This is a genomic window from Tamlana sp. I1 (genome assembly GCF_015355625.1).
In the GTDB taxonomy this organism is placed as follows: domain Bacteria; phylum Bacteroidota; class Bacteroidia; order Flavobacteriales; family Flavobacteriaceae; genus Pseudotamlana.
Genome location: NZ_JACLAF010000002.1, coordinates 208,899 through 221,797, shown reverse-complemented (window position 1 = coordinate 221,797; position 12,899 = coordinate 208,899). Strand labels below are relative to the sequence as shown.

The following is a 12,899-nucleotide window of genomic DNA, read 5'->3' as shown; positions in this document are numbered from 1 at the left end:
AATGTCGTTTTTTTCTCTAAAAAAATGTATTTCAACCTTAAAAAGATGCTTTTTATCTAGATGTAAGTGTGGAAGTGTAGGTTCTTTTAGTATCAAGAAATTTGGTTTTTTGATTGATTTAGGTTGATTTGGAGTGTGTTACGATTTGGGTTAACAGTCGGTCCATTAGTTTATACGAGGAAACTTGTTTTTTAGATTAGAACGTGAGTTTAAAATCGAAGTTAGTTTTGATAATTTTGACTCAAAATAAGATTGCGAATAAAAAATCAATTGCGGTTCAATTGAAATATTCACGAGTTGAATACACTAATTTCTTGATTACCTGTTTTCGTCATGCTGAACTGGTTTCAGCATCCCATCCCAGATTAGTACATCAATATTAATTACGAATGATTGAAAAAACTTCAATTTCAGAACAAATTTTTAGCACGATACATCCAATCACTGCAAATTAAAACACTGTTTTAAACCTAAGAATCCCTTTACTGTACTTTTTGCATAACCTTACTTAATAATACCTAGCAAATCACTAAATTTGCAATTCTTAAAATTGAATTAAAAATTATGTTTAATAATTTAAGTGAAAAATTAGATAAAGCTTTACACGTTCTTAAAGGACATGGAAGTATTACCGAAGTCAACGTAGCTGAAACTTTAAAGGAAGTTAGACGTGCCCTTTTAGATGCCGATGTTAACTTTAAAATCGCTAAACAATTTACCCAAACGGTTAAAGAAAAAGCGCTTGGACAAGATGTATTAACAACGCTGCAACCTGGGCAGTTAATGGTTAAAATCGTTAAAGACGAGTTAACCCAACTTATGGGTGGTGATGCCGAAGGTTTAAATCTTTCGGGAACGCCAAGCATTATTTTAATGTCTGGTTTACAGGGTTCTGGTAAAACAACGTTTTCGGGTAAGCTTGCTAATTATCTTAAAAATAAAAAAACTAAAAAGCCATTATTAGTAGCTTGTGATGTGTACCGTCCAGCTGCGATAGACCAATTGCATGTTGTAGGTGAGCAAATTGGCGTTGAGGTTTTTAGTGATAAAGGCAATAATGATCCGGTTGCGATTTCGCAAGCAGCAATTGCGCATGCGAAAACCAACGGACACAATGTAGTGATTATAGATACCGCCGGTCGTTTAGCTGTAGACGAAGCGATGATGACCGAAATATCGAACATTCATAAAGCCATTCAACCTCAAGAAACCTTGTTTGTTGTAGATTCTATGACGGGGCAAGATGCTGTAAATACGGCAAAGGCCTTTAACGATGTCTTGAATTTTGATGGGGTTATCCTTACCAAATTAGATGGTGATACTCGTGGTGGTGCAGCCATTTCAATTAAATCGGTTGTAGATAAACCAATTAAGTTTATTGGTACAGGCGAGAAAATGGAAGCTATTGATGTGTTCTATCCATCGCGTATGGCAGACCGTATTCTTGGTATGGGGGATGTAGTGTCTTTAGTAGAACGTGCTCAAGAACAGTTTGATGAAGCTGAAGCAAGAAAACTACAAAAGAAGATTGCTAAAAATCAGTTTGGTTTTGATGACTTCTTAAGTCAGATTCAGCAAATCAAGAAAATGGGGAACATGAAAGACCTTATGGGTATGATTCCTGGCGCTGGAAAAATGATGAAAGATGTTGATATTGACGATGATGCTTTTAAGGGTATTGAAGCCATTATCCATTCGATGACACCAGCTGAACGTAGCAACCCTTCAATTATTAATGCAAGTAGAAAAAAACGTATTGGTAGCGGTTCGGGAACTTCGGTTCAAGAAGTGAATCAACTTTTAAAGCAATTCAACCAAATGAGCAAAATGATGAAGATGATGCAAGGCGGTGGCGGTAAAAAGATGATGCAGATGATGAAGAATATGAGATAATTTAAGTTAAAAGTTCCAAGTTAAAAGTTAAAAGTAGTTATAGCGGTTAGGAAGTTAAGAGGTTAAGGATTATGAAGTTTGGTAAGAACCAAAAACCAACAACCAATAGCCAACAACCAATATTAGTTAAAAGTTAAAAAGTAGTTATAGCGCTTAGGAGGTTAAGAGGTTAAGGGATATGAAGTTTGGTAACGACCAAAAATCAACAACCAATAGCCAACAACCAGTAACCAAAAGCCAACAACCAATAGAAATATGATCATTTTAGACGGAAAAAAAGTTAGTAACGATATAAAAGAAGAAATCGCTGCTGAAGTTTTAAAAATTAAAGCAAACGGCGAACGTGTCCCACATCTTGCAGCTATATTGGTTGGAACCGATGGGGCGAGTATGACTTATGTAAATGCGAAAGTTAAGGCCTGTGAAAAAATAGGATTTAACTCAACTTTAATTGATTTGCCTGAGGAAACTTCGGAAGCTGTCTTATTAGAAAAAATACATGAATTAAACACCGATGATGCTATTGATGGGTTTATCGTGCAATTACCATTGCCAAAACACATTGACGAGCAAAAGGTTTTAATGGCTGTAAATGCCGATAAGGATGTTGACGGATTTCATCCTACAAACGTTGGGAAAATGGCTTTAGATTTGCCTAGCTTTTTGCCTGCAACGCCTTACGGAATTTTAGAATTGTTAGAACGTTATAACGTAGAAACTTCTGGAAAAAACGTGGTTGTTATGGGACGTAGTCATATTGTTGGTCGTCCAATGAGTATTTTAATGTCTCAAAAACGTAAAGCTGGTGATGCTACGGTAACTGTTGTTCATAGCCGTACTAAAGATTTAGCTGAAATTACAAAACAAGCCGATATTATTGTTGCTGCTATTGGAATTTCAGAATTTTTAAAAGGCGATATGGTTAAAGATGGCGTTGTTATTATAGATGTTGGAATTACGCGTGTGCCAGATGAAACTAAAGAACGTGGGTACAGATTGGCTGGCGATGTTGATTTTGATAGCGTAAGCCCTAAAGCGAGCTACATTACACCAGTTCCAGGTGGCGTTGGCCCTATGACGATTGCCATGCTGCTTAAAAATACATTGCAAGCTAGAGAGATTCACGGTTAGAAAGTAATCGTTGACGATTTATTATATTAAAAAAGCCCTGTAATTTTAGATTATAGGGCTTTTGTTTTATGTCTCTAATCAATTGTTGGTTATACTTCCTGTTGGTTTTACATTTGAAGGTTTAAATTCAATTTTGCGCCTAAAGCATTGAAAATTCTCATAACAGTTTCAAAAGTTACATTGCCAGTATTATTTTCAAGTCTAGAGATTTGAGCTTTTTTAACACCAACTAATTCTCCTAATTGCTCTTGTGTAAGTTTTCTTTTCTTACGAGCAGTTTTTATCATATCTCCAATCAATTCAAGTTTTAACTCGAATTCATATTCCTCTCTTTCTTTAGTTCCTTTTTTTCCAATTAAAAGGTCTTCAGCTTGGTCTAAATTGTAGCTTTTCATTTCTTTTTCATCAATTTTGCTTGTATTCATGAAAGCTGTAGAAATTAAAAAAAGTTACTTCTAATGATTTCTAGGTCCTTTTTTTTGATCTTTATTTCTATCTTGATCCTTCTTTTTATCTCTGCTTGTTACAAACTCCTTTGTAGACTTTCTAATTAAATCGTTAAGCTCACTAAATTCTACTTTTGTTAATTCGCGGTATTCGCCAATGGGCATATCCAATTTAATGTTCATAATTCGAACACGCTTTAAAGTTTGTACCTCGTAGTTTAAATAATCGCACATTCTACGAATTTGACGGTTTAAACCTTGTGTTAAAATAATTTTGAACTTGTAAGTACCAAGTTTTTCAACCTGACATTTTTTAGTGGTTTTATTTAAATCGGCAAGCGGAATGCCACCAGCCATACGTTCTATAAACGTTTGCGAGATGGGTTTATCAACCGTAACAATATATTCCTTTTCGTGGTTGTTACTCGCACGAAGAATTTTGTTTACAATGTCGCCATCATCCGTTAGAAGAATTAAACCTTCACTGGGTTTATCTAATCTTCCGATAGGGAAAATACGTTTTGGGTATTTTAGAAAATCAATAATATTGTCTTTTTCAACCGATGTATCAGTAGTACAAACAATACCAACAGGTTTGTTAAAAGCTAAATAAACAAAGCTTTCTTTGGTGTTTTTAATTTCTTCACCATCGACAGCAACCACATCGTCTGGCGCTATTTTTGTCCCCTTTTCAGGAACCACACCGTTTATTGTTACACGTCCAGCTTCAATAAGTTTATCGGCTTCGCGTCTTGAACAATAGCCAACTTCACTTAAAAATTTATTGATGCGTTTTAATTGCGTTTCTTCCATGCTGTAAAAATACAATAATTTAAGCCTTTAAAAAGTCTAATATATGCTGATAAACAACTTCCGATTTAAGCCTGTGACCTAAGCCTATAGTTTTAATAAGTTTGCCGTTTTTGTAGTGTTTGTTAATATCTAAAGCTTCGAGATATGAAATGATTTTATCTTTTTTATCGTGAATAACGATGCCTTCAGTATCATTATTTTTATAAAAATTTTCAGCACAATAGTAACCAGGTAAATGGTTGAAATATTTTAAATAATAAGCATCTATAGCTTTAGTAACCGTTTCATTAAAACCCATAAAAGTGGCAAAATTTTTAACTGATATCGCTAAGTTTGAAGGCGCTCCTAACAAGATGTTCTTTTTAATTGAAGACAGATTGTAGTTTTCTTGAGCAATAATACTAGCAGTTGCACCAATGGAATGCCCAATAATAATGCTGGGTTTAAATTTTTCAACAACCACACGAATACATTCTGAATATTGGGGAGCATTAAAAATTTTACCGCTAGAGCCACCATGCGCAGGGGCGTCTAAAGCAACAATATTATAATCTTCTTTTTGAAGCAATTCAATTAAATCTTGCCATCTAAAGGTGTTACTTTCCCAGCCATGAACAAGTAGAATGGTTTCTCCTTTTCCTTTCCAGTGGTATGTTTTTATGTGAATGCCTTCACAAATAACATTTTCTTGTGTGGCGGTATTTAGAAAAGACAATTGATTCGCTTTAAGCTTTCCTTTGCGTGGTGTTGAAAATAATTTAACGGCTAGCTTAGCGGCCAATTGCGGATTGAAATGACTTATAGAATTTATAGCCGTTCCAATAATTTGCGGAATGTTTTTACTCATGTATTAGGCTTCTCTGTTTACTAAATCCATTGAAAATGCAGGAGTGCAAATGGCAATGTATTCGCAAACTTCGGTAAAAGGATTGGAGTATTGTACTCGTGTGTTTTTTTCTATTTTAATGGATTGACCAGCTTCTAAAATAACCGTTTCATCTTCAATGATAAATTGTTTTTTGCCTTTTATAATAAAGGTAAATTCATCAAATTCTGGTGTTTGAAAAGGTTCGCTCCAACCCGCAGGGGCTTTCATGTGGGCAATGCTTATTTTAGAATTTCCATCGGTCGTGTTTCCAAAGTGTTCTTCTATAATTTTGCCGTCGGTTGTGGGAACTACAAAAGGATTGTTTTGAACGGTATATTTTTTATGTGACATGGGTTTATAAGTTATCAATGAAACGATTAGTGATCTTTCATTGGTTTTTTCTTTATCATACCGCCTTTTAAATCTTTCACAATACCCATGATGATGAATGCATTTCGGTCAATCTTATCAATTTCAGTTTGAAGCCTAGCCAATTCTAAACGGGTTACAACGGTGTAGATAATGTCTTTGTCGTAACTTTCTCCAGAACTTCCAAATCCGCCTTTTCCAGCATAAATGGTACAAGCGCGTTGTAGTTTTTGGGTAAGCATGATTCGTAAATCTTCGTGCTTGTTGGAAATTATGGTAACACCAACATATTCTTCAACACCATCAACAACAAAATCGACTGTTTTCGCAGCGGCTAAATAGGTTAGTATCGCATAAAGAGCCGTTTCAATAGATAGTAAATATGCGCCAACCGAGAAAATTACAATGTTAATCAGTAATAACACATCGCCAATGGTTAGCGATAGTTTTCTGCCAAGGTAAATGGCCAAGACTTCGGTGCCGTCTATAACACTGCCACCTCGCATAGACATACCAATGCCTAAACCTAAGAAGAACCCTCCAAATACCGCTATTAAAAGTTTATCATCTGTAACGGTGGGGTAATCTACGAAGTGCACTACAATAGCTAACATGGCTATGGCAATAATACTTTTTATGGCGAATTTGGAACCTATAGTTTTGGCGGCCAGAATGATAAACGGGAGGTTTACTATAACTAATAAAATGCCTAATTGTAAGGAGGTTAGGTGTTCCAATAATAAGGAAATACCTGTTGCGCCACCATCAATAAAGCTATTAGGAAGTAAAAATCCTTTTAAGCCGAATCCTGCAGAAAACACGCCAATAATGATTAATATATATTCTTTAACAGCATGCGTAAATTCTACCTGAAGAATTCTTACCAAGGGCACAATGTCCCTTTTAGACAGCGTTTCTTCGGCGTGGGTTTTCTTCAGCCTTTTACGCGCAACGTCTACTATTAATTTTGATAAGAATGGATTCATTTATGTGGTTTTAATTATCCCAATTAAGAAAAAAGTACTTCACTTTAGCATCATCTGGAATGTGAGTTGGTTCAAATTTTAAATTCATATCGAACCTTAAATTTGCTGGTAATTCTTTTTTATCGATGGTAAAACTACCGTTAATATCGTTTACAGCGACCACCACAGAATTAATTAAATTGCTAATTTTTGAAATTTTATATTGGCTATGAATATCTTTAAAAGTGCTTATTGCCGATATGTTTTTGTCTGTTTTAAAACGTGGATCTATAATTCTTACATTACTGATTACAGAAGTCGAATCTAAGGCGTATTTTGGGGTTAGTGTAAGCAGCTTGTTACCGCCTTTTTCAAAGATTTCAATATTATCTACACTGCCTGTAAATTCGTCGCCAGCAATAAATTTAACAACCGAATCGTTTGGAAATACGCTGTTAAGGTCTTTAACTTGGGTAGAATCGGTTAATAAACCAATATGTTGTTTCGAAATTTCGAAAGGGTTTTGTGTTTTGCTACAGCTTGAAAATAAAAGAGTTAAGGCTATTCCGCTAAGTAATAATGTACGCATTGGTTTGTTTTAAGGTTTGTATTTAATAATTGTCAAATATCGACTTATTTTTTCATGACTTTAGTTAAAATTCCAAAAACACTACGAATAAATGTGGCACTTGTAAGGACTTTTACAATCGGGTTCATGGCTGAACTTCTTGAGCTGCTGCTGCGCGATCGTTTTTTAGCCTGAGCTTTTTCAAGTGCTTCTTGTTCTTTTTGTGCTTTTTCTTTTAAATCATCTGCTTCAGCTTGCTTAATTTTTTCATTAAGCAGTTCGTAAGCGCTTTCTCTATCGATGGTTTCGTTGTATTTTTTAACTAAATGCGATTGCTTGTATAAATTGTCTAATTCTTCATCGGTTAACACATCCATACGACTCATTGGGGCACGCATCATGGTGGCTGCAAGAGGTGTTGGACGTCCTTTTTCATCTAAAGCCGAAACTAAAGCTTCGCCAATTCCAAGGGAAGTGAGGACTTCTTCGGTATCGTAATATTCGGAGTCTGGATAGTTTTGAGCCGTTAATTTAATGGCTTTTCTGTCTTTTGCCGTAAAGGCTCTTAAGGCGTGCTGTATTTTTAATCCCAATTGCGATAAAACATCTTCTGGAACATCGGTTGGGTTTTGGGTTACAAAATATAAACCAACACCTTTGCTTCGAATCAGTTTTACTATACTTTCAATTTGATTTAAAAGGGCTTTGGAAGCTTCATTAAAAATTAAGTGAGCTTCATCAATAAAAATGATGAGTTCCGGACGTTCGCTATCGCCTTGTTCAGGAAAGGTTGAATAAATTTCAGCCAATAAACTCAGCATAAAGGTAGAAAATAACTGCGGTTTATCCTGAATATCGGTTAATCTGATAATATTGATATAGCCTCGCCCGTTTTCATCAATCCGAAGTAAATCCTGGGTGTCGAAGGAGGTTTCACCAAAAAATAAATCGGCGCCTTGTTGTTCTAATTCTACAATTTTTCTAAGAATAGAGCCTGTTGAAGCGGTAGAAATACGGCCATAAGCTTCGTTAAACTCGTCTTTACCTTCTTGGGTAGCATATTGTAAAATTTTCTTGAAATCTTTTAAATCGAGTAGGGGTAATTTATTGTTGTCGCAGTATTGAAAAATAACAGAGACAATGCCCGATTGGGTTTCCGATAAATCTAAAATTCGCGATAAAAGCACGGGGCCAAATTCGGAAACCGTTGCTCTTAACCGAACACCTTCTTGTTCAGAAAGGGTTAATATTTCAACAGGGAAACCTTTAGCTTCAAATGGGAGCCCGATTTTTTCTTGTCGTTGTGTAATTTTAGGATGTCCAGGACTTGGTTGTGCAATTCCACTTAAATCGCCTTTAATATCCATAAGCAGCACCGGAACACCTTTGTCGCTGAGGTTTTCGGCTAAAACTTGCAACGATTTTGTTTTTCCAGTTCCCGTAGCGCCAGCAATTAACCCGTGACGATTCATGGTTTTTAGCGGAATTTTTACATGAGCACCAGTAATGGTTTCACCGTTTAACATGGCCGCGCCAATAGGAATAAAATCGCCTTTTGTAGCGTTGCCTTCGGTGATGTATTTAAAAAAAGTTTCCTTGGTTGTCATCCTTTATGTTTTGCATAAAAATACAGGAAAAATGAAGAATGAGAAAAAAAGTTTTGAAGCCAGTAATATTTAAATCTTTTCTTGTATAATCACTATAAAAATTATATTCAATAGTACTTTAAAATATTATTGATTTTGGATTGTTTTTTATGAAACGGATTTTTGGCTTATCGAGAATTTATCGTAAAATTTGAAGCGAAAACACCGTAAAATTTCAGGCTGTTTGAGCTAAGTGAATTTTTGTAGCTAGCATTAATTATCAAAGCGAGTTCCTGAAATTTAGGTGTAGAGCGATAAATTTAGATAAAGATTCGTCAGCCTAGATTTTTTTGGTTGCGTTTTTTCATCAATGGAAAAAATGAACAAATATATTATTTAGGACTGATCTGGTTTTGACTCTTGATTACAAGGAACTTAATTTATTTTGAAAACCAAAAAATTAAATAAAGGAATATGTATCTTTGCAAACTTATGCAAGAAGAGACACAAAAACGGGTTGAAAAAGGTGAAATGCTCCCATTAATGGAGGAGTTTTACACGATTCAAGGGGAAGGATTCCATAAAGGAACAGCGGCTTATTTTATACGAATTGGCGGTTGCGATGTGGGTTGCCATTGGTGTGATGTTAAGGAAAGTTGGAATGCCGATTTGCATCCGCCTACCGAAACTTCAAAAATAGTTGACAATGCTGCTAAGTACAGCGATACTATTGTGGTTACAGGTGGTGAACCGTTAATGTGGGATATGACGAGTTTAACAACCCAACTTAAAGCAAAAGGCTTACAGGTTCATATTGAAACTTCTGGCGCTTATAAACTAACCGGAATTTGGGATTGGATTTGCTTATCGCCAAAAAAAATGAAGCTGCCTACGCAGGAGGTTTATAACAATGCCAACGAGCTAAAAGTGATTGTTTATAATAAGGACGATTTTCGCTTCGCGGAAGAACAAGCGGCCAAAGTAAATAAAGATTGTATTTTATATTTACAGCCCGAATGGAGCAAACGCGATAAGGTGGTGCCAGAAATTGTAGATTATGTGATGGCAAACCCGAAATGGAAAGTGTCTTTACAAACCCATAAATATTTAAATATTCCTTAAAAAAGCAATATGAAATTGATACGTTTTGGTCGCGATTTTCAGCCTGATGAGAAAGTAATCTTAAGAGATTATTTGGCAATCGAGCGTACGCGTTTGGCCAATGAACGTACATTGTTGTCTTACATTAGGTCGTCGTTATATTTACTTATTGCCAGTTTTGCTTTTTTTGAATTAAAGGCCTTTCCAAACTTTAAGTATTTTGCTTTGGTATGTTTGGTGTTTTGTGTAATATTTTTAGTGATTGGCGTGGTTCGTTTTAGACTGCTTAAGAAAAGTCTAAAAAAACTGTATTACATGTCTGAAAAAGAAAAGAATAACTAAAAAAATCCAGTAGAATAAAATTCTGCTGGATTTTTAGTTTTGTCTACCGTCTACCGTCTACCGTCTACCGTCTACCGTCTACCGTCTACCGTCTACCTATTCCGTAAAAGGCACTGCAACACGAGTTTTATCCCAAGCTAAAAACATGGTGCTATTATCATCAAAAGCGATAGAAAATGCTTCAATAGATTCTGAGGCACTGCTTACATCGGCTTGAACTCTTACCGCATCATGAGCTTCGTTATACGAATAAGCGCCCCAAACATTAATGTCTTTACTTAAAATAACCGTCCATGATTTGTCGCCAGGAATGGTGAAAAGTGAATATTGACCTGCTTTTACTGCTTTGCCAGCAATTTTTAGGTCTTTGTATAAAATTATAGTTGGCGCTTCGTTGGCACCTGTTCTCCAAACTCTATCATTTGGAGCTAATTTGCTTAACTCACGACCTTTAAGTTGGGGTCTGCTGTAAAATACTTTAATTAATTTTTCTGAAACTTTATTGCTAGAAGGGAATGCCGTAGCATCCATTGGGCTTTTGTCCAGCTTTGCGAATTTTTGAGCATTGATGTTTGTTGATAAAAGCATGATGCAAACTAAAGCTAGACTTGAAATAAAAGTTGATTTTTTCATAATAGGGTTTTAATATTTAGTTTTTAAAGATAGTTGTAGTTGGTCTTAAATATTTTGTAAAACTTAGATTAAGATGTTAAAGTTTATTGGTTACTGAAAACAAAAAAGCTGCCTAAAAAGTTAATTAAACTTGATTTGTCAGGTTGAGCTTGTCGAAACCGAAATTGATTAGCAATCAGTTAGAAACATTTCGACAAGCTGTAATATGACACCAAGTATACTTTTTAGGCAGCTTTAAGGTGTTTTTTGGAAACCTCTTATGGCGCTTCAACCACAGGGACCTCGATAGTTAAGAAGGTATCTTGGTCATCGGCATCTTTGCCTTGATAAAATTTAAAAATATAAGGTTCTTCTTGTAAGGCCTGCACCGGAATTGAAAATGTAACTTCTCTAGATGTATCATCACATGAAACATCATCATCAACATGTGCAATTGGGTAGATTAATCTAGAGGTTCCTTCATAGAAATAATCGTACTGATTGTAATAATAGTAGCAACTATTAGGTAGATCTATGGTAACTTCAATGCGGTAAGTACGTCCGTGAACAAATTCATCAGGAAGGTCTGCGCTTGTAACATTAACATACTCTAAATGGTACTCGTGGTAATCATCATCGTTACTACATGAAGTTAAGGACGCGGTGAAACCAACAAACATAATTAGTAAATACTTAAAATTTCTCATTCTTAATTTTGTTTTTAATTTAATTTTACCAAATGTATTACCAAAAAAAACGTTTGAATATGACATGTTATGTCGTAACGAAACTCGCTCCATCAACTACTTATCAGCATTTTATACGACGTATGGTCAAATGGTTTTCTTTAATATGTTAAAAGGTTAAATGTCTTCGTGTTATTTTAGGAAATTATAGAGATAAAAGTTATTTTGATAAGAAATTTTACTCCCCAATGATTAGTCCTGAATTACCTGAAAATGAATACGAAAGGCAATTAGCAGTCAATAAATATCAGCTGTTAGATACCTTGCCAGAGGAAAGTTACGATAACATTACGGCTTTAATGGCTTATATATGCGAGGTTCCCATCTCATTAGTGTCATTATTAGACAGAGATCGTAATTTTTTAAAATCGCATCACGGCATTCCTTTTAATGAGTCGCCTAGAAATATTTCATTTTGTGGGCATGCTATTAATTCTGATGATCCTATTACAATCATTGAAGATTCAAGAAAGGACATACGTTTTCATGATAACCCGTTAGTGACGGATTTTCAAGCGATTTTTTATGCAGGTGTTCCAGTTATTAATATTGATGGTTTTAAACTAGGGACCCTTTGCGTTTATGATACCAAACCGAGACAGTTAACAGATAATCAAAGAAATGCTTTGGTAGTCATGGCAAAGCAAGTTGCTCATTTATTCGAGCAGCGGTTTCAAAACCTAAAATTGATGCAGCTTCAAGATAATTTAAAGAAAAGAAATGAAGATTTAAAAAAGTTTGCAAGGGTGGTATCTCACGATCTTCAATCACCGTTATCCAATATTATTTCTTTAGCAGAGTTGCTGGAAAGTAAAAAGAAGAACGCTCTAGATGAAGAGTCTCAGCAATATCTGGAATACCTGAAAACTTCCTCATATTCTTTAAAAAATTACATTGATGGTTTACTGAAATTTTATAATAGTGATGATTTGCTTAGCAAAGGAAATGAAGTCATTTTGGTTGATGATATTCTAACCGAATTAAAACAGATTACCAATCTGGATCATACGGTGTCTTTTCATTTAGAAGGAAATTCCACGGAAATAAAAACGAATAAATCAGCCTTAATGCAAGTTTTGGTGAATTTAGTAACGAATTCGATAAAGTATAATAAAAAGCCAAATACGGAAATTAGCATTACTATTTCTGAAACGGAAACAGCATATTTGTTTTCTGTAGCCGATAATGGCGATGGGATTCCTGATAAGGATATTGCTAAAATATTTAATCTTTTTAGTATTGTTGGTTCCGAAGATAAATATGGTAATATAGGCACTGGTATTGGTCTGGCTACAGTAAAGAATATTATAGATGATCTAGGGGGAGAAATTAGTGTGTCGTCTGAATTAGGTCAAGGAAGTACCTTTACCTTTTCTATTCTGAAGCATTACAGTGCGAATTAGATGTTAAGCAAAGTTTGTATTCAATGATTCTGTTTTTTAAATCCATGCGCTTATGT

The 12,899-nt window shown here is 35.0% G+C and carries 14 protein-coding genes; 5 read left to right on the top strand and 9 right to left on the bottom strand.

The annotated features are described in order from the left end of the window. The first annotated feature begins 564 nt into the window (after positions 1–564). Positions 565–1,893, top strand: a complete 1,329-nt coding sequence (gene ffh, locus H6X70_RS02360) for a signal recognition particle protein (protein WP_194766074.1) — start codon at positions 565–567, stop codon at positions 1,891–1,893. A gap of 255 nt (positions 1,894–2,148) precedes the next feature. After that, entirely contained in the window at positions 2,149–3,024 is an 876-nt protein-coding gene (locus H6X70_RS02355; protein WP_194766073.1) for a bifunctional 5,10-methylenetetrahydrofolate dehydrogenase/5,10-methenyltetrahydrofolate cyclohydrolase, read from the top strand. A gap of 107 nt (positions 3,025–3,131) precedes the next feature. Here the strand turns inward: H6X70_RS02355 and H6X70_RS02350 are convergent, their stop codons facing one another. The 7 genes from H6X70_RS02350 to H6X70_RS02320 are packed head-to-tail and all read right to left on the bottom strand — an operon-like array spanning position 3,132 to position 8,660. Then, the gene (locus H6X70_RS02350; RefSeq protein ID WP_194766167.1) at positions 3,132–3,419 is read right to left on the bottom strand and encodes a helix-turn-helix domain-containing protein; all 288 of its coding nucleotides are present in this window, start codon (positions 3,417–3,419) and stop codon (positions 3,132–3,134) included. Between the two features lie 60 nt (positions 3,420–3,479). Then, positions 3,480–4,283, bottom strand: coding sequence for a 23S rRNA pseudouridine(2604) synthase RluF (rluF, locus tag H6X70_RS02345; RefSeq protein ID WP_194766072.1), 804 nt, complete (start codon positions 4,281–4,283; stop codon positions 3,480–3,482). Positions 4,284–4,302: 19 nt separating this feature from the next. Beyond that, positions 4,303–5,130: an alpha/beta hydrolase gene (locus H6X70_RS02340; RefSeq protein ID WP_194766071.1), complete on the bottom strand. Its 828-nt coding sequence runs from the start codon at positions 5,128–5,130 to the stop codon at positions 4,303–4,305. 3 nt (positions 5,131–5,133) lie between these two features. Beyond that, positions 5,134–5,502, bottom strand: coding sequence for a cupin domain-containing protein (locus tag H6X70_RS02335; RefSeq protein ID WP_194766070.1), 369 nt, complete (start codon positions 5,500–5,502; stop codon positions 5,134–5,136). Positions 5,503–5,528: 26 nt separating this feature from the next. Next, positions 5,529–6,506, bottom strand: a complete 978-nt coding sequence (locus H6X70_RS02330) for a YitT family protein (protein WP_194766069.1) — start codon at positions 6,504–6,506, stop codon at positions 5,529–5,531. Between the two features lie 10 nt (positions 6,507–6,516). After that, positions 6,517–7,074 (bottom strand): hypothetical protein, encoded by a 558-nt coding sequence (locus H6X70_RS02325; protein WP_194766068.1) that lies wholly within the window; start codon positions 7,072–7,074, stop codon positions 6,517–6,519. Between the two features lie 44 nt (positions 7,075–7,118). Continuing rightward, a complete protein-coding gene (locus tag H6X70_RS02320; RefSeq protein ID WP_194766067.1) occupies positions 7,119–8,660 on the bottom strand; it encodes a helicase HerA-like domain-containing protein in 1,542 nt (513 codons plus the stop codon). A 471-nt stretch (positions 8,661–9,131) separates the two neighbouring features. Here H6X70_RS02320 and H6X70_RS02315 point away from each other — a divergent pair, with 471 nt between their 5' ends. Together H6X70_RS02315 and H6X70_RS02310 are read left to right on the top strand one after the other, a co-directional pair. Further along, positions 9,132–9,761 (top strand): 7-carboxy-7-deazaguanine synthase QueE, encoded by a 630-nt coding sequence (locus tag H6X70_RS02315; protein WP_194766066.1) that lies wholly within the window; start codon positions 9,132–9,134, stop codon positions 9,759–9,761. A gap of 9 nt (positions 9,762–9,770) precedes the next feature. After that, positions 9,771–10,082 (top strand): DUF202 domain-containing protein, encoded by a 312-nt coding sequence (locus H6X70_RS02310; RefSeq protein WP_194766065.1) that lies wholly within the window; start codon positions 9,771–9,773, stop codon positions 10,080–10,082. A 96-nt stretch (positions 10,083–10,178) separates the two neighbouring features. Here H6X70_RS02310 and H6X70_RS02305 read toward each other — a convergent pair whose 3' ends face one another. Beyond that, positions 10,179–10,715, bottom strand: coding sequence for a DUF2911 domain-containing protein (locus H6X70_RS02305; protein WP_194766064.1), 537 nt, complete (start codon positions 10,713–10,715; stop codon positions 10,179–10,181). A gap of 257 nt (positions 10,716–10,972) precedes the next feature. Continuing rightward, positions 10,973–11,401 (bottom strand): hypothetical protein, encoded by a 429-nt coding sequence (locus tag H6X70_RS02300; protein WP_194766063.1) that lies wholly within the window; start codon positions 11,399–11,401, stop codon positions 10,973–10,975. A 227-nt stretch (positions 11,402–11,628) separates the two neighbouring features. Between H6X70_RS02300 and H6X70_RS02295 the strand changes: the two genes are divergently transcribed. Then, entirely contained in the window at positions 11,629–12,843 is a 1,215-nt protein-coding gene (locus H6X70_RS02295) for a sensor histidine kinase (RefSeq protein ID WP_194766062.1), read from the top strand. Positions 12,844–12,899: the final 56 nt, after the last annotated feature.